The 14,955-nt window shown below is 59.6% G+C and carries 19 protein-coding genes; 15 read left to right on the top strand and 4 right to left on the bottom strand.

Annotated features, from left to right (window positions below; translation table 11 throughout):
• Positions 1-168 precede the first annotated feature (168 nt).
• Complete coding sequence (locus ACFPPD_RS04180; RefSeq protein WP_378081290.1) at positions 169-1,143, top strand: patatin-like phospholipase family protein; 975 nt, start codon at positions 169-171, stop codon at positions 1,141-1,143.
• 82 nt (positions 1,144-1,225) lie between these two features.
• On the opposite strand, the gene ACFPPD_RS04175 is transcribed toward ACFPPD_RS04180, so the two are convergent.
• Positions 1,226-1,537, bottom strand: coding sequence for a hypothetical protein (locus tag ACFPPD_RS04175; protein WP_209743413.1), 312 nt, complete (start codon positions 1,535-1,537; stop codon positions 1,226-1,228).
• Positions 1,538-1,563: 26 nt separating this feature from the next.
• Positions 1,564-2,502, bottom strand: coding sequence for a DUF1385 domain-containing protein (locus ACFPPD_RS04170; protein ID WP_209743411.1), 939 nt, complete (start codon positions 2,500-2,502; stop codon positions 1,564-1,566).
• Positions 2,503-2,688: 186 nt separating this feature from the next.
• Between ACFPPD_RS04170 and ACFPPD_RS04165 the strand changes: the two genes are divergently transcribed.
• The 5 genes from ACFPPD_RS04165 to ACFPPD_RS04145 all read left to right on the top strand — a co-directional run bounded on the left by ACFPPD_RS04165 (position 2,689) and on the right by ACFPPD_RS04145 (position 6,945).
• Complete coding sequence (locus tag ACFPPD_RS04165; RefSeq protein ID WP_209743409.1) at positions 2,689-3,267, top strand: YqhR family membrane protein; 579 nt, start codon at positions 2,689-2,691, stop codon at positions 3,265-3,267.
• Positions 3,268-3,412: 145 nt separating this feature from the next.
• A complete protein-coding gene (gene aroQ, locus ACFPPD_RS04160; protein WP_209743407.1) occupies positions 3,413-3,865 on the top strand; it encodes a type II 3-dehydroquinate dehydratase in 453 nt (150 codons plus the stop codon).
• A 27-nt stretch (positions 3,866-3,892) separates the two neighbouring features.
• Positions 3,893-4,966: a M24 family metallopeptidase gene (locus ACFPPD_RS04155; protein ID WP_209743405.1), complete on the top strand. Its 1,074-nt coding sequence runs from the start codon at positions 3,893-3,895 to the stop codon at positions 4,964-4,966.
• Positions 4,967-5,000: 34 nt separating this feature from the next.
• Positions 5,001-5,558, top strand: a complete 558-nt coding sequence (efp, locus tag ACFPPD_RS04150) for an elongation factor P (RefSeq protein ID WP_209743403.1) — start codon at positions 5,001-5,003, stop codon at positions 5,556-5,558.
• Between the two features lie 133 nt (positions 5,559-5,691).
• Complete coding sequence (locus ACFPPD_RS04145) at positions 5,692-6,945, top strand: aspartate kinase (RefSeq protein WP_209743401.1); 1,254 nt, start codon at positions 5,692-5,694, stop codon at positions 6,943-6,945.
• Between the two features lie 103 nt (positions 6,946-7,048).
• Here the strand turns inward: ACFPPD_RS04145 and ACFPPD_RS04140 are convergent, their stop codons facing one another.
• On the bottom strand, positions 7,049-7,507 hold the full coding sequence (locus ACFPPD_RS04140) for a DUF441 domain-containing protein (RefSeq protein WP_209743399.1): 459 nt from the start codon (positions 7,505-7,507) through the stop codon (positions 7,049-7,051).
• A gap of 108 nt (positions 7,508-7,615) precedes the next feature.
• Positions 7,616-8,440: a phosphosulfolactate synthase gene (comA, locus tag ACFPPD_RS04135; protein ID WP_209743397.1), complete on the bottom strand. Its 825-nt coding sequence runs from the start codon at positions 8,438-8,440 to the stop codon at positions 7,616-7,618.
• Positions 8,441-8,619: 179 nt separating this feature from the next.
• Between comA and ACFPPD_RS04130 the strand changes: the two genes are divergently transcribed.
• The 9 genes from ACFPPD_RS04130 to ACFPPD_RS04090 all read left to right on the top strand — a co-directional run bounded on the left by ACFPPD_RS04130 (position 8,620) and on the right by ACFPPD_RS04090 (position 14,784).
• Positions 8,620-8,883, top strand: coding sequence for a YqhV family protein (locus ACFPPD_RS04130; protein ID WP_209743395.1), 264 nt, complete (start codon positions 8,620-8,622; stop codon positions 8,881-8,883).
• A gap of 105 nt (positions 8,884-8,988) precedes the next feature.
• Complete coding sequence (gene spoIIIAA, locus ACFPPD_RS04125; RefSeq protein ID WP_209743393.1) at positions 8,989-10,128, top strand: stage III sporulation protein AA; 1,140 nt, start codon at positions 8,989-8,991, stop codon at positions 10,126-10,128.
• Positions 10,121-10,648, top strand: a complete 528-nt coding sequence (gene spoIIIAB / locus ACFPPD_RS04120; protein WP_209743391.1) for a stage III sporulation protein SpoIIIAB — start codon at positions 10,121-10,123, stop codon at positions 10,646-10,648. The genes spoIIIAA and spoIIIAB overlap by 8 nt, the downstream gene beginning before the upstream one ends.
• A 49-nt stretch (positions 10,649-10,697) precedes the next feature.
• Positions 10,698-10,901, top strand: a complete 204-nt coding sequence (gene spoIIIAC, locus ACFPPD_RS04115; protein WP_094050916.1) for a stage III sporulation protein AC — start codon at positions 10,698-10,700, stop codon at positions 10,899-10,901.
• Between the two features lie 9 nt (positions 10,902-10,910).
• Positions 10,911-11,300, top strand: coding sequence for a stage III sporulation protein AD (gene spoIIIAD / locus ACFPPD_RS04110; RefSeq protein ID WP_209743389.1), 390 nt, complete (start codon positions 10,911-10,913; stop codon positions 11,298-11,300).
• A 27-nt stretch (positions 11,301-11,327) separates the two neighbouring features.
• Positions 11,328-12,620, top strand: coding sequence for a stage III sporulation protein AE (spoIIIAE, locus tag ACFPPD_RS04105; protein ID WP_378081284.1), 1,293 nt, complete (start codon positions 11,328-11,330; stop codon positions 12,618-12,620).
• Positions 12,621-12,639: 19 nt separating this feature from the next.
• Complete coding sequence (spoIIIAF, locus tag ACFPPD_RS04100) at positions 12,640-13,410, top strand: stage III sporulation protein AF (protein WP_209743387.1); 771 nt, start codon at positions 12,640-12,642, stop codon at positions 13,408-13,410.
• 13 nt (positions 13,411-13,423) lie between these two features.
• Entirely contained in the window at positions 13,424-14,074 is a 651-nt protein-coding gene (gene spoIIIAG, locus ACFPPD_RS04095) for a stage III sporulation protein AG (RefSeq protein WP_209743385.1), read from the top strand.
• Between the two features lie 41 nt (positions 14,075-14,115).
• Positions 14,116-14,784: a SpoIIIAH-like family protein gene (locus ACFPPD_RS04090; RefSeq protein WP_209743383.1), complete on the top strand. Its 669-nt coding sequence runs from the start codon at positions 14,116-14,118 to the stop codon at positions 14,782-14,784.
• The last annotated feature ends 171 nt before the right edge of the window (positions 14,785-14,955 follow it).

Below are 14,955 nucleotides of genomic sequence, written 5' to 3'. Positions count from 1 at the left end.
GAATAAGCGAATAAGCATGCAAACAGGGGAAACCGCCAACATCCGGCACGTCCGGAAGAGGGGCGGTTTTTTTAACGTTATCGCCAAGAATGGTTTTATGCGTTATCGGCGCCGCATAAGGATGAAGGTAGGGCGGAGCGGGCGGACCGCCCGGCGGAGGAGTAACGCGTGCAGACGACGGCGGTGAACGCGGTTTTCGAAGGCGGAGGCGTGAAGGGCATATCGCTGACGGGCGCGGTCCGCGCCGCGGAGCAGAACGGAATCGTGTTCCATCGCGTGGCGGGTACGTCTTCGGGGAGCATCGTCGCCGCATTGATCGCCGCCGGGTACTCGGCGGTCGAGATGCGGGACATGATCGAGAGGACCCCATTCAAGTCGCTCCTCAAGCGGGGTGCCCTCTACAACGCCAAGCTCGTCGGACCGGCGCTCAGAGTGTTGCTTCGCAAAGGACTTTACTCCGGCGACGCCTTGGAAGCGTGGGTCGAAAGCATGCTGGCCGACAGAGGCATCCGATGTTTCGGCGACTTGCCGGAAGGCAAGCTGCGGATCGTCGCTTCGGACATTACGAACGGAAAGCTTCTCGTCTTGCCGGAAGATATTCGCCATTACGGCGCGGAGCCCGGCAAGCTGTCCGTCGCCAAGGCGATCCGGATGAGCACGAGCATTCCGTATTTCTTCGATCCCGTCGTCCTGAAGCAGCCTTGGAAGGAACGGAAGAGAAGCGCGATCCAGTCGAGAGCGTCGTATGTCGTGGACGGCGGTCTGTTGAGCAATTTTCCGTTGTGGCTGTTCGAACGGGACGCGAACGAAGAGGCGCCGATCCCGGTCATCGGTTTCCAGATGGTCGGACGCTCCGATGCGCATCCCCACCGCATTTCCGGTCCGGTCACGATGTTCCAGGCGATGTTCGAAACGATGCTCGGGGCGCACGACGAAAGATATATCGAGAAGCATAACGTTATCCGAACGATCAAAATCCCGACGCTCGGCGTCGGTAGCACGTCGTTCGACTTGTCGCCGAAGATGAGCCTCGCGCTTTACGAATCGGGGCTGCGGGCGGGGGAGAAGTTTTTCCGCGGCTGGGACCGAAAGTCCGGCACGTTGAAGGTAACGATGACGAAGATGACGGAACCGGGTACTTGAATATAACAAAACCGCCTCCCGTTGGCTTGAAGCCCGGGGAGGCGGTTTTGTTTGGCGTATCATCCGTTCGCGTTGCCGCCGATCAATGGTAACGAGGCGGCTCGTCGTCCTTGTCTTTCCGTCCTTCGATGACGGTGAACGTCGAATTGCGGCGCCGTTCGCTCTTCGCGTTCGTCCGGCGGAAGTCCGGGCGGGCTTTGCGCGCCGGTTGCTTCGGCTTGCTCAGCTTGGCGCGCCATAGATTCGGCGGAAACTTGTAAAGCAAGTACACGATCGCGATGAGCGCGACCGGCACGAGCCAACTTTGGGTGGAGCCCCGGAACAGGCTCGTGGCCACGCCGATGGCCATGAAGGCGAGTACGACGGCGAACCAAGGCTGAATTCGGTTTTTCATCCTCATCGTCCTCCTTGCGCTTTGTTTCAGCTCTTGCTGGTTTGCCGATCCAATTCCATCATGCGGTTGAAAGAAGCGATCGAGACGGCGACTTGATCGTCGTTCGGTTCTTTCGTCGTCAGCAGCTGCAGCCACAACCCCGGAACGCCCAGCCATTTCAACACCGGAATATCCCTCAGGGCGTTCGTCCAGCGAAGCACCTCGTACGAGACGCCGAGCACGACCGGCAGCAGCAGAAGACGCTGCAAAATCCTTTCTCCCATCGTATCCCACGTGAAGAACGAATAAATGATGACGCCGACGATGACGGTGAAAATGATGAAGCTGCTTCCGCATCTGTAGTGCAACCGGCTGAATTTCTGTACCTTCTCGACGGTCAATTCCGATCCGTTTTCGTAAGCGGTAATGACCTTGTGTTCGGCGCCGTGGTATTGGAATAGCCGCTTGATGAGCGGCGTCTGCGAGATGAACCAGAGATAACAGAGCAGGAATACGATTTTGATAACGCCTTCCAGCAGGTTGTGCAATATCTTATTCTCGAAGGCTTGGCTAAAGATCATGCCTTCGACGAACGCGGGCACTAACGTGAAAATAATTTTACCGACCGCGAACGAGAGAATGCCGACGACGGCGACGCCGAGAATCATCGTCAAGTTCCATCGTTCCTTTTTCTCCTTGCTCTTGGCCGCGTCCTCGGGCGAAGTCTCGTCTTCGGCGTAAGCCTCGGCGGAAAACGTCAGATGCTGAGAGCCTTTGGCGGCTGATTCGATAATGCCGACGATGCCGCGAACGAAAGGAATTTTCTTCAAAGCGGATAGGAACGCGTTCGGTTTCTTCGGAACTTCCAAAAAGGCGATCTGCTGGTCCTTGCGGCGAACGGCCGTCACGTGGACGTGTTTACCCGCGAACATGACCCCTTCGATAACCGCTTGTCCGCCGTAGACCGCGGGTGTTTGATCCGACATGGTTAGCCACCTGCTTATCTTGATACTCTGGGCGACGGGAATCGACGGCCCAAGTAATCTTATTTTACTAGATTGGCGGATGGAACGCCACAAGCAAAGGAATTCGGTTCTCCCGGCGGTTAAGGGGGAGGCGGGGAGGAAATACTAGTTCGCAGTTTAACGACTGGAGATCGGGGGCTGGCCAGCATGGAGGAAGAAAGAGAGTGCGAGCGTAAGAAGGGCGGCGGAAAGAACAGGAACGGGAAGGCCGGCAACGGCAACGGCAACGATCCCGCGCCGACGAACAAGATTTTGTTCAGCCTGAAAATCGGTTTTTTCGCGGGCGTGTTCTGGGGGCTGATCCGATGGCTCGCGACGGGCTTGAATTTAACGAACGTCCATCAGGCGTTCCTGCTCGACCCTTTCGTGCCGCGGTCGTATTTGGCCGGGTTTTATTGGCAGTTAGCGGGTTGGGGGATGTTCATTCTGATGTCCATGCTCGCCGCGGTCGTCTACGTCGCCGCGCTTGGCCGGCTCGGCGGCCCTTGGCCGGGTTTTTGGTTCGGCGCGCTCTGGTGGGCGCTATGTTACGCCTGGCTCGGACCGCTCGTCGGCACCGTGCCGCCGTTGCGCGAAATCGGGTGGAGCAGCATCGCCACCGACTTTTGCCTGTTTCTCGCATGGGGACTTTTCATCGGCTACAGCATCGCCTTCGAACTGCACGACGAATCCGGCCGCGAGCCTACCGCTAACGGGAGGGGCGACTCGCCGCAGCCGGCTTCCTGACGCCCGTTCGCCGGCATCCGGTCGCCGCCGGTCGCGGCTTCAACGCGAAGGGCAAATATGGTATAATGCCTGATGGACTTGACGACTCCGGGGAAGGGCGAAGCCGAACCGGATTCCGGCTATTAGCGGGAGGAGAACATCGGATATGACAAGCATTTTGGTGCTGAACGGACCTAACTTGAACATGCTCGGCATTCGGGAGCCCGGCGTGTACGGAGCATCGACGCTGGCGGACATCGAAGCGCGCCTCGCCGAATACGGCAAGGAACTCGGCGTCTCCCTCGGCTTTTTCCAATCGAACCACGAAGGCGCGCTGCTCGACGAGATTCACGCTGCGTATGGCAAGCACGACGGCATTCTAATCAATCCGGGCGCGCTGACCCACACGAGCTACGCGCTGAGGGACGGATTGTCCGCCGTCAACCTGCCCGTCGTCGAAGTTCATTTGTCCAACATCCATCAGAGGGAAGCGTTTCGCCACGTCTCGGTAACCGCCGCGGTCGCCGTCGGGCAAATCGCCGGATTCGGTCCCTTCGGCTATGAGTTGGGGCTGCAAGCCCTTTGCCGTCACATCGAGGCGAAACGAACGAGAAACTAACGAAATGCCGGAAGCGGGGAATCATTCATGCCTAATGCGCGTATCAAGCGATTACGCGAGTTGCTCGCGTCTTCGGAAGGAGATGCCCTTCTCGTCACCCATCCGGTCAACCGGAGATATTTGAGCGGGTTCACCGGTTCGTCGGGCGTCGTCCTCGTGACCGCGAACGACGCCGTGCTCGTGACCGATTTCCGTTACCGGGAACAAGCGCCGCAGCAAGCGGCCGGGTTCCGGATCGAAGAGCACGGCGCGAGCATGAACGCCAAAATCGCCGAATTGCTCGGGGAATGGAAAGTCGGCACGCTGCTGATCGAAGAGAACGACGTGACGATCGCTTCCTATCGGAAGATGGCTTCGGATTTCGCGCCGGCGAAGCTGTCGACGTCCGCGGGAATGGTCGAGAAGCTGAGGGAGATCAAGGACGAAGGCGAGCTTGCGATCATGCAGGAAGCGGCCGACATCGCGGACCGCGCGTTCCGGCACATTCTCGGCTTCATCAAGCCTGGCATGACGGAGAAGGCGGTCGCTCTGGAACTCGAAGTGTTCATGCGCTCCCAAGGGGCGGCGAGCTCTTCGTTCGACACGATCGTAGCAAGCGGCGAACGTTCGGCGTTGCCGCACGGCACCGCCAGCGACCGGGTCATCGGCCGGGACGAATTCGTCAAGCTGGACTACGGCGCCTACTATAACGGGTACTGCTCGGATATTACGCGCACGATCGTCGTGGGCAAGCCGAGCGACAAGCACCGCGAAATCCACGGCATCGTGCTGGAAGCCCAGCTTCACGCCCTCGAAAACTTACGTCCCGGAATGACGGGAGTCGAAGGGGACGCCTTGACGAGGGATATCATCACAAGGTATGGTTATGGAGAATATTTCGGCCACGGGACAGGGCACGGCCTCGGGATGGAAGTCCACGAGTCGCCGCGTTTGTCCAAGTCGGGCGGCCCCGTGCTCATGCCGGGAATGGTCGTCACGGTCGAACCAGGTATCTATCTCCCCGGCTTCGGCGGAGTAAGGATAGAGGACGATGTCGTCATGACCGAGAGCGGTATCCGGATATTGACGCAATCGCCCAAACAGCTCATTACGCTGGACTAATCAAGAGCAACGTCTCTACAGGAGGAATATCGAAGTGATTTCCGTAAACGACTTCAAAACAGGCTTGACGATCGACGTGGACGGCGCTCTGTGCAGCGTTATCGACTTCCAACACGTAAAACCGGGCAAAGGCGCGGCGTTCGTCCGCTCCAAGCTCAAAAACCTCCGCAACGGCAACGTCGTAGAAAAAACGTTCCGCGCCGGCGAGAACGTCGTACGCGCGCACGTCGAGAACCGCGGCGTGCAATACTTGTACAACTCCGGCACGGAGTACACGTTCATGGACAACGAGACGTTCGACCAATTCGAACTGAAAAAGTCCCAGCTCGAGTGGGAAGTCAACTTCCTCATCGAGAATATGACCGTGAACATTGCCAGCTACCAAGGCGAAATCATCGGTATCAACTTACCGAACAGCGTCGACTTGAAAGTCGTCGAAGCGGAGCCGGGCATTAAAGGCAGCACGGCGACGGGCGCGACGAAAGCGGCGAAGCTCGAGACGGGTTATTCCGTCCAAGTGCCTCTTTTCATCAACGAAGGCGACGTATTGACGATCGATACCCGCGAAGGCAAATACGTTTCCCGCGCTTAATCATGCAGGAACAGACGATTCCCGCCGTTCTCCGGATTGGAGTGCGCGCGGGAATTTTTTTTATTTTTGGGCCGATGGACTTATGCTATAATATAATGCTGTATGCAGATGTTCTCTGGGGGAGTGACTACCGGTGTCTTTGATAGTAATGAAATTCGGCGGAAGTTCCGTCGGGACGACTGAGCGGATGAATCGGGTAGCGCAGCGGATAATCGACAAAAAGCTGCAAGGCGACCGCGTCGTCGTCGTCGTGTCGGCGATGGGAGATACTACGGACGATCTGATCGATAAAGCGAACGAAGTAAACGACAATCCGCCCGCGCGCGAGATGGATATGTTGCTGACCACCGGCGAGCAAATCTCGGTCGCTTTGCTCTCGATGGCGATCCATAAGCACGGACACGCCGCTAAATCGTTCACGGGCTGGCAAGCGGGCATCGTGACGGAAGCGGTGCACGCGAAAGCCCGCATCAACGACATATCCCCCGACCGGATCTTCGCGGCGCTCGACGAAGGCAACGTCGTCATCGTCGCCGGCTTCCAAGGGATGTCGGAAAGCGGGGAAATCACGACGCTCGGACGCGGCGGATCGGACACGACCGCGGTCGCGCTGGCCGCGGCCATCAAAGCCGACGTGTGCGAGATCTATACGGACGTCGACGGCGTCTATTCGACCGACCCGCGGGTCGTGAAATGCGCGAGAAAATTGGACGAAATCTCGTACGACGAGATGTTGGAGCTGGCCCATCTGGGCGCCGCGGTGCTTCACCCGCGCGCGGTGGAGTACGCCAAGCACTATAAGGTCAACTTGGTCGTACGTTCGAGCTTTACGCAAAATCAAGGCACGTTGGTGAGGGAGGCCGCGGAAATGGAACAAGGAATCGTCGTTAGAGGAATCGCAGCGGACAAAAACGTAGCGCGCATCAGCGTGCTAGGCGTCGGGGACGTGCCGGGCGTACTGGCGAAAATGTTCGGCGCGCTCGCGAACAAAGGCATCGACGTCGATATTATCGTGCAGAGCGGCGTGCAAGACGGCAAAGCGGATTTCTCGTTCACCGTGTCGCTGGGCGATCGCCAGCGCGCGATCGACGTGCTCGCGAGCATCAAGGGCGAAGTGCCATACCGCGAGACGACGTACGAAGAAGGTCTCGTGAAAGTCTCGATCGTCGGAGCCGGCATGGTGTCGAACCCGGGCGTCGCCGCGACGATGTTCAAGGCGATCTCCGACGTCGGAGTCAGCATCAAAATGGTGAGCACATCGGAAATCAAAGTGTCGTGCGTCATCGCGGCCGAACCGGTCCAGGAAGTCGTTCGCGCCCTTCATACGGCGTATAGCCTCGACACGGCGGAAACGGCGTTCGTCGGCGGTCCTCAAGATCGCAGATAATAGATAGGCCTATGAAGTAAACCGCCTCACGTCATCCTCGCGAAAGCGCGCGGATGACGCGGAGGCGGTTTTTTTGCGCAGATGGGGGCGGCGGTTCGCCGTTTCATTTATCCATGAACAACTGAACGAGTTTGATTAGCATGGCACTGATGCCGGCGGCCATTAGCGGACCGACGGGGATACCTCGCAGGAGCAATACGCCCGCGATCGAGCCGAGCACGATACCGACGATGAGCTGCGGATCGGCGCGAAGCGTGTCCAATCCCCGGCTGTTCAGGAACGCGCCGATCGCGCCCCCCGCCAGGGCGACCCAGCCCGTCCAACCGGTGAACGCCGCGACGAGGTCTTTCGGCTGCACGCGGCCGGAAGCGAACGGGACGAGTACCGCGAGCGTCAGGAACAACAGGCCGAGTTCGATGCCTCTTCGCTCGATAGCCGGAAGGTACCGGTCCAGATGGGTCAGCTTGATGATGAGCAGAATACAGGCGGCGGTCGTAATGATCGATGAACGGCCGATCAGACCGATGACGATTAAAGCGACGAGAACGAGTTCTCCGTACATACCGATGCACGCTCCCGCTGCTCGAAATGGAATAACCGAATGGTACACGATATGGAACAAGCCCCGCGTTTAGAACGCGGGGCTTGAGCGTGGGGAGTCGGGGTCCGCTCAGATCATATAGTCGATGTAAGGCTCGCGGTGAAGACCGAACGTATCGGAACGAAGCCCGCGTCTCATCGTCTCGAGCGTTAGTACGTCGTTGACTGGAATGTTCCCGAGGTTGACGTTCGGCCCGAGCTCGCGGATCAAATACACTTGCTGTTCCTTCAGAGGCGCCTCCCACAATACGCGGTCCATGTTCGGCACGGCTTCCAGAATCATCGCAAGCTCTCCTTCCCGGTGTTCTCCGCGCTCGTCGAACAGGCCGACCCCTTTGCCCGACTCCCTCGCTTCGACGGTTACGAGCTCGGCCCCGCACGCCCAGTCCTGTTCCGCCGTTTCAGCGAAATCGCGAATGTCGATGCGAGAGCCCGACAGCTTCTTTCCGTACTCCGTGTACGCGGTCAAGCCGAGACTTCGAGCGTCCCGGATCAAGTCGCTCCGGAGCGTGCGGCTCATGTTGATCGTGCCGTCGGATACTTCGATGCCCGTAAATCCGAAAGCGAGCACTTGGCGGAAAAATCCTGGGACGACGTCGAGCCTGACCGCGGCTTCCAGCAACGTGCCGCCGGGAATGACCGCGACCCCGTACTTGGACGCCGTTTCGATCTTCGTCCGCAGCACTTCGGGCGGATAGAGCGGCGACGTGCCGAAGCCGAATTTGACGATATCGATATATTGTCCGGACGTCGATAGCAAATCTTCGAAAGCGTGCACGCCGATCCCTTTGTCGATGATCATCGTCCGGCCCTTCGCGCGCGGCTTCGCGTGCCTGCTGCCGCTCGGATCCGATAATCCTTCGGGCCATTTGGCCGTAAGCGTCGTCCTGTTCATGTATGCTCTCTCCCCGTAGTGACAAGGTGGAATTTTACAAAGCAATATATGCACCTGCCTATGCGGAGGTGAGCTTAAGCCAAGCAAAAAGGATAAACTTCTTCCCCAGGCAGACAAGTTGCGGGCTCGTACCGCATATAATGGAACATCTCATTAGCGTATCGGGGAGGGGATTGGGGATGGACAAGGCCGCTTTCAGCATGGCCATGCTTCGGATATTGTCCGGTAGCATCGAACTTACCGCGGCGATCGTCATGCTGAGGCTGAACGACGTGCAGAAGGCGCTCGCCGTCAATGCGATGCTCGCGTTGGTCGGACCGCTCGTCTTGATCTCGACGACGACGATCGGTCTCGTCGGCATCGCGGACAAGCTGTCGCCCTCGAAGTTCGTATGGATTCTCGCGGGGGTTGGTTGCCTGCTCATCGGCATACTCCGAAAATAACGGCGGGTTCGTCCGCGAGGAAGGGTCAAGCTGTCATAATCGCGTCGTCCAAGCATACACATGAAACAGATTCCATTACGATTCCGGCGGAAAGGGGGAACCAGCTTGCCGCAACCGTTGTTGGAGCTGTTCCCGGCCTCTTTGCGAGCGGTGCTGGAGCAGTTGCCGGCGCCCGTCAAGACGACGTTGGAGGAAATCAGAGTAAGAGAGAACAGACCGCTCGAGATCGGATACGCAAGCCGGTATTCGTTCGTTCGGGAAGACGGCGCGTTATCGGAGCGCGGGGACGAAGCGTTCGTTCCGTCCAGCGAGCATTGCCGGGCGCTGCTCGAGAGGATCACGCATCATTCGGTGTACGCGGTGGAGGAAGAGCTTCGCAGAGGTTTCGTGACGGTGTCCGGCGGGCATCGGATCGGACTGGCCGGCCGGGCGGTGCTGGACAAGGGCGCCGTCGCCCACTTGAAAGATATTGCCGGGTTCAACGTTCGCGTCGCCCGCGCCCGGGTCGGCTTCGGCTCGGAAGTATTGCCGGAATTGCTCGATTTCGGGGCGAAGACGATCGCCCACACGCTGATCGTATCTCCCCCGCAGCAGGGCAAGACGACGCTGATCCGCGACCTCGCCCGTTGCATCAGCTCCGGCCAGTGGCATCATCCGTCGGCGATCGGCTGGGGAAGCCGCAAAGTCGGCATCGTGGACGAGCGGTCGGAAATCGCGGCGAGCGACAAAGGGGTGCCGACGTTCGACCTCGGCCCGCGCTGCGACGTTCTCGACGCTTGCCCGAAAGCGGAAGGGATCATGATGATGATCCGCTCGTTATCTCCCGAAGTCGTCGTCGTGGACGAGATCGGCCGGACTGAGGACGCGGAAGCGATCCGGGAAGCTTTGCACGCGGGGGTGCGGGTGCTGGCAACGGCTCACGCTTCGGGATTGGCCGACGTGTTCGCGAGGCCGGTGTTGGCCGGACTGGCGGCGGATGGCGTGTTCGGCCGTTTCGTGCTGCTGTCGCGGGCCGGCGGCAAAGTGGAGCACCGCGTCGTCTCGGCGGACGAAGCCGTCCGCGAAGCGTCGAGGCGGTTCGGTCGGACGATCGGAGCGACGCCGAGAGACGCTCCCGCGCCTTCGCCGGCCGTCTCTTCGGCCGAGCCCGTGCCCGTCACCGTCAAGACCCGCGCGATGCCGACGATCCGGTCCCCGGCGCCGGCATCTCACATAACGGCGGAGCGGAGGGACGGCCATGATTAAATTCGCGGGCGTGCTGCTCGTTCTGTTCGCCGGGACGATGATCGGTTTCCTTCAGGCGGCGAGGTTCGCAGCCCGTCCGAGGCAAATTCGCGAACTGCTGCATGCGCTGCAGCGATTGGAGACGGAAGTCGGCTACGGCCAAACGCCGTTACCCGAAGCGCTCGCCAGCATTGCCAAGCCGATGTCCGTGCCTCTGTCCGCGCTATTCTCGGCGGTCGCTACCCGACTCGTCACGGAATCCGCGGAGTCCGGCGAGACGGTCAGGGAAATCTGGGAGAAAGCGATTGCCGAACGCTGGCCATCGACGGCGATGCGCAAAGCGGAGATGGACGCGCTCGTTCGGCTGGGGGCGACGCTGGGCGGCAGCGGGAAGGAAGACCAGATCAAGCACATCCGGCTCGCGTCGATCCAGCTTCAAGCCGAAGAAGGGACGGCCAGGGAAGACCAGCGGCGCTACGAGAAGCTCAGTCGCAGCTTGGGCATGCTCGGGGCCGCGCTCGTCGTCATTGTCATGCTGTAACCGATGCCGGAAAGGGCGCGATCGGTCAACGACTTAGGAGGCCGTTACGATGAACATCGACATCAGCACCATTTTCCAAATCGCCGGCATCGGCATCATCGTGGCGATGATCCATACGGTGCTGAAGCAGATGGGCAAGGAAGATATGGCGCATTGGGTGACCCTGATCGGGTTCGTCGTCGTCCTGTTCATGGTCGTTCGGATGCTCAACGATTTATTTCAGGAAATCAAAACGATATTTCTTTTCCAGTAGGTGAAGCGGGTGAACATCGTCCAAATCGTCGGCATCGGGTTTCTGGCGACCGTGCTCATTCTCATCATTCGGGAACAGAAGCCGATGTTCGCTTACCTGCTTGCCGCGTTCGTCGGAGTGGCGATATTCCTCGCCTTCGTCGGCAAGATCGACAACGTCATTACCGTGCTGGAAGAGCTGGCGGACCGTTCGGGCATTCCCGCGGTTTACCTGAAGTCGATGCTCAAAATCATCGGAATCGCCTACGTCGCGGAGTTCGGCGCGCAGATCGTGCGGGACGCCGGTCTGGAAAGCATCGCCTCGAAAATCGAATTCGCCGGTAAAATGCTCATTCTCGTCATGGCCGTGCCCATCATCAGCGTCATCGTCGAAACGGTGCTGAATTTATTGCCGGCTTGACGAAGGGAGCGGGACGGGAGGGAAAGCATGGGCTGGAACGATAGGTTGGGATGGGCGGGCATCGAGAAAAGAGCGATGGTCCTCTTGTTCGCGCTTATGGTTTTCCTCCTTCTCGGGGACACGATCGCTCTGGCGCAGTCACGCGCGGCGCCGGACGGCGGAACCGAATCCCGGATCTCGGACGGGAGCGCCGGAGGCAACGCGAACGGTAGCGCGGACGGCGGATTGTCCGACGACCTCGCCAAGGAACAGAGCGAAGACGTGGAACTCGGGCAGATCCAGAAATACTGGAACGACCTTAAGTCGGAATACGGCGGCTACTTCCCGGAAGGCAAGCTGCCGGAGCTTCGGCAGCTCATGTTCCCGAACGGGGAACCGTGGAATCCGATGCGGGCGCTCGGCGGATTGGCAAGGTTCTTCCTGCACGAGGTGCTGTATAGCGGCAAGCTGCTCGTCACGATCGTGCTGCTCTCCGTGTTCACGATGCTGCTGGAGACGATGCAAAGCGCCTTCGAACGCAACGCGGTAAGCAAAGTCGCCTACGGCATCGCGTACATGGTGCTTATCATTCTCGCCGTGAACAGCTTCAAGACGGCGACCTCCTACGCGGGCGAGGCGATCGCGAACATGGTGCAGTTCATGCTCGCGATGGTGCCTCTGCTGCTGACGCTGCTGGCGGGTACCGGCGGCGTCGCCTCGGCGGCGGTGCTTCATCCGCTTATCGTGTTCATGATCCATACGGTCGGGACGTTCATCCACGTCGTCGTCTTCCCGCTGCTGTTCTTCTCGGCGGTGCTGCACCTCGTCAGCGCGATCTCGGACCGGTACAAGGCGACGCAGCTCGCGAACTTGCTGCGCAACGTCGGCATCGGCATCATGGGCATTCTGCTGACCGTGTTTCTCGGCGTGCTTTCCGTGCAAGGCGCGTCGGGGGCGGTAACGGACGGCGTCGCGCTCCGGACGGCGAAGTTCGTCACCGGCAACTTCGTGCCGGTCGTCGGCAAGATGTTCTCGGACGCGACGGATACGGTCATGACGGCGAGCTTGCTCGTCAAGAACGCCGTAGGCTTGGCCGGCGTTATCGTGCTGCTCTTCCTCTGCGCGTTCCCCGCGCTGAAAATCTTAACGCTTGCCCTCATCTACAACGTGGCGGGGGCGGTCATGCAGCCGCTCGGAGACACGCCGATCGTCCAATGCCTGCAGACGATCGGAAAAACGCTGATCTACGTGTTCGCCGCGCTCGCTTCGGTCGGCCTGATGTTTTTCTTGGCCGTGACGATCATTCTGACCGCCGGCAACGCGGCGCTCATGATCCGATGAGCTGGGAAGGAGGCGCGCGATGAACGTCATGGACGGGTTATCCCATTGGCTCAGGCAGATCATCGCCGTCATTCTTCTCGCGTCGCTGATCGACTTGCTGCTGCCGAACCGGACGATGCAACGCTACGTCAGGCTCGTGGCCGGGCTCTTCATCCTCATGACGGTTGCGACGCCTATATTGAACTGGATGAAGGGAGACTTCGGCGCCAAGCTCGCCGACGGACTGACCGCCGTCGAACAAGAACCGATGAACGCCGCGAGCCGAATGGCGATGATCGAATCGGACGGGGCGAAGCTTCGCGACAAGCAAGCTTCGCAAGCCGCGGACCTGGTCGCGACGCGGCTGGAAGCCGCGATTCGCCAAGAGGTGGAGCGGACGGAGAAGCGCGGCGTCAGCCGCGTCGACGTGTCGCTTGAGCGCGGAGCGGACGGAAGCGTGCAAGTCGCCGGCGTCGTCGTTACGCTGGAGCCGGAACATACCGGCGCCGAAGCGGGCGCGGGCAGCGGGAAAGCCGCTTCGGAAGTGAAGGACGTAGAGCCGGTCGACGTGAGCGTTACGGTCGAGGAATGGACGGCGGAAACGGGAGGTTCGGCAACCGCGGACGGCGGGAAAGCCGGCGGACCGGCGCAAGGCGACGTCCCGGCCGCGGCGGGCGAGAACGCGGAACCGGACGACGGGACGCGCGCGCGCGTGATTGAGCTGATCGTCGGCCGGTTCGGCATTCCGTCGCGCGATATCGAAGTCAAGGCGGAACCGGCATCGGACGAGAGTCGCGCAACCAAGGAATAAGGGGGGGCAAGGGATGGCGAAGTGGCTGCAGCAATTGGAGTCGTTCATCGGAGGAGGATCGGGCGGCCAGAAAAGAGTAAAGGCGTTCCGCTGGCTCATCCTGATCGGCTTGATCGGCGCCGCCTTGCTGCTCGCGTCCTCCCTGATGAACGTGAAAAGTCTCGATCCCGGCCAGAATCCGGATTTATCTCCTCCTCGCGACGAAGACTCTCCCGAGCAATCGACGTTTCTGGGCGCCGGAGAAGAAAAGACGTCTTTGTTCTCGGACATCGAGACGGAAATCGAAGGCAAGCTGAAGGACATGCTGGAGAAGATCGTCGGCGTCGGCACAGCGGACGTCATGGTGACGGTTGATTCGACGGAAGAGACGGTCGTGCAGCTCAACGAAAAACTAGTTCAAACGTTGACGGAAGAAACCGACCGCAACGGTGCCAAGAGGCATATTACCGACGTGTCGAAGGACGGCCAAGTCGTCCTGTACGAAATCTCTTCCGGCGTTCAGTCTCCGATCGTCTTGAAGAAAATCAAGCCGAAAATCCGCGGCGTGCTCATCATCGCCAAAGGGACGGAGGACGCGACCGTGCACCGTCTCGTCGCCGAAGCGGTATCCCGCGGCTTGGACGTGCCGATCCATCGGATTTCTGTCGTCCCGCGCAAGAGCTGATCTCGGAACCAAATCATTCATTATTCGGGAGGAATTGAACAATGAACAACAAACGCCAAACGATCTGGCTCGTGTCGATGCTCAGTTTGATGGTCATTTTGTCGGCTTACTACTTATTCACCGAAGACGCGCCGAAGACGGGCAGCACGGCGAGCGGCATCGAGCAGACGAAAAACGGCGACGACGACATGCTGAGCGCGGACGACGCGAACGGCGTCTCGATCACCCAGGAGGAGACGGCGACGGGAACGCTCGACGGCACGGCGGCGCCCGGCGACAAGCAAGCGACGAGCGACGATCCGTCCGGCATCTCCCCGGAAGATCAAGAAGTGTTAAAAGGAATCGCGAACTCCTCGGGCAACCAGCAGATCGAACAGAAACTTCTCGACCAACGCGAGAAAATCAGCCTGCAAGCCGAGCAGCTGCGCAACATCATCGCCGGCACTTCCAAAGTGACGCAAGAGGAAAGCGCCAAAGCGGTTGAAGACATGACCCGCCTCGAGGAAACGGACGAGCGGATCACTAGCCTCCAGTCGAAGCTGTTGCAAGAATACGATAACGCGGTCGTGGAAGAAGAAGATTTGAACAACTTCAAAGTAATCGTTCTCAGCGACAAACTTGAGAAGAAGCAAGCGATCGGCATTCTCGACTTGGCCACGAAGGAACTTAACGTGACGCCGGACCGCGTCACCATCCAATACGTGCAATAACGAATCGCAATGAATCGCAATGCCGAACGGACGGATGCATCGTCACAGGGAAGGCCGCAAGGGAGCGGAAAGATCCGCGCTCCCGCGCGGCCTTCTTGCCGTCGGAACGCGCCGCGCCGGGATTCCGAGGAGCATAAGCCTTTCCATTTCGGTCGATTATGGTATAATAGT

Origin of the sequence: Cohnella suwonensis (assembly GCF_042655365.1) — a bacterium.
Lineage (GTDB): Bacteria > Bacillota > Bacilli > Paenibacillales > Paenibacillaceae > Cohnella > Cohnella suwonensis.
The sequence above is the reverse complement of the archived record's forward strand: the minus strand, read 5'-3'. Positions and strand labels throughout refer to the sequence as shown.

What these genes read in the sequence shown, in the direction of transcription:
- aroQ (WP_209743407.1), top strand. Translation starts at nt 3,413, where the DNA reads ATGACAAGCATTTTGGTGCTGAACGGACCTAACTTGAACATGCTCGGC.
- ACFPPD_RS04175 (WP_209743413.1), bottom strand. Translation starts at nt 1,537, where the DNA reads ATGAAAAACCGAATTCAGCCTTGGTTCGCCGTCGTACTCGCCTTCATG.
- spoIIIAB (WP_209743391.1), top strand. Translation starts at nt 10,121, where the DNA reads ATGATTAAATTCGCGGGCGTGCTGCTCGTTCTGTTCGCCGGGACGATG.
- spoIIIAG (WP_209743385.1), top strand. Translation starts at nt 13,424, where the DNA reads ATGGCGAAGTGGCTGCAGCAATTGGAGTCGTTCATCGGAGGAGGATCG.
- ACFPPD_RS04090 (WP_209743383.1), top strand. Translation starts at nt 14,116, where the DNA reads ATGAACAACAAACGCCAAACGATCTGGCTCGTGTCGATGCTCAGTTTG.
- spoIIIAE (WP_378081284.1), top strand. Translation starts at nt 11,328, where the DNA reads ATGGGCTGGAACGATAGGTTGGGATGGGCGGGCATCGAGAAAAGAGCG.
- ACFPPD_RS04140 (WP_209743399.1), bottom strand. Translation starts at nt 7,507, where the DNA reads ATGTACGGAGAACTCGTTCTCGTCGCTTTAATCGTCATCGGTCTGATC.
- comA (WP_209743397.1), bottom strand. Translation starts at nt 8,440, where the DNA reads ATGAACAGGACGACGCTTACGGCCAAATGGCCCGAAGGATTATCGGAT.
- spoIIIAC (WP_094050916.1), top strand. Translation starts at nt 10,698, where the DNA reads ATGAACATCGACATCAGCACCATTTTCCAAATCGCCGGCATCGGCATC.
- spoIIIAF (WP_209743387.1), top strand. Translation starts at nt 12,640, where the DNA reads ATGAACGTCATGGACGGGTTATCCCATTGGCTCAGGCAGATCATCGCC.
- ACFPPD_RS04155 (WP_209743405.1), top strand. Translation starts at nt 3,893, where the DNA reads ATGCCTAATGCGCGTATCAAGCGATTACGCGAGTTGCTCGCGTCTTCG.
- ACFPPD_RS04165 (WP_209743409.1), top strand. Translation starts at nt 2,689, where the DNA reads ATGGAGGAAGAAAGAGAGTGCGAGCGTAAGAAGGGCGGCGGAAAGAAC.
- ACFPPD_RS04170 (WP_209743411.1), bottom strand. Translation starts at nt 2,502, where the DNA reads ATGTCGGATCAAACACCCGCGGTCTACGGCGGACAAGCGGTTATCGAA.
- ACFPPD_RS04130 (WP_209743395.1), top strand. Translation starts at nt 8,620, where the DNA reads ATGGACAAGGCCGCTTTCAGCATGGCCATGCTTCGGATATTGTCCGGT.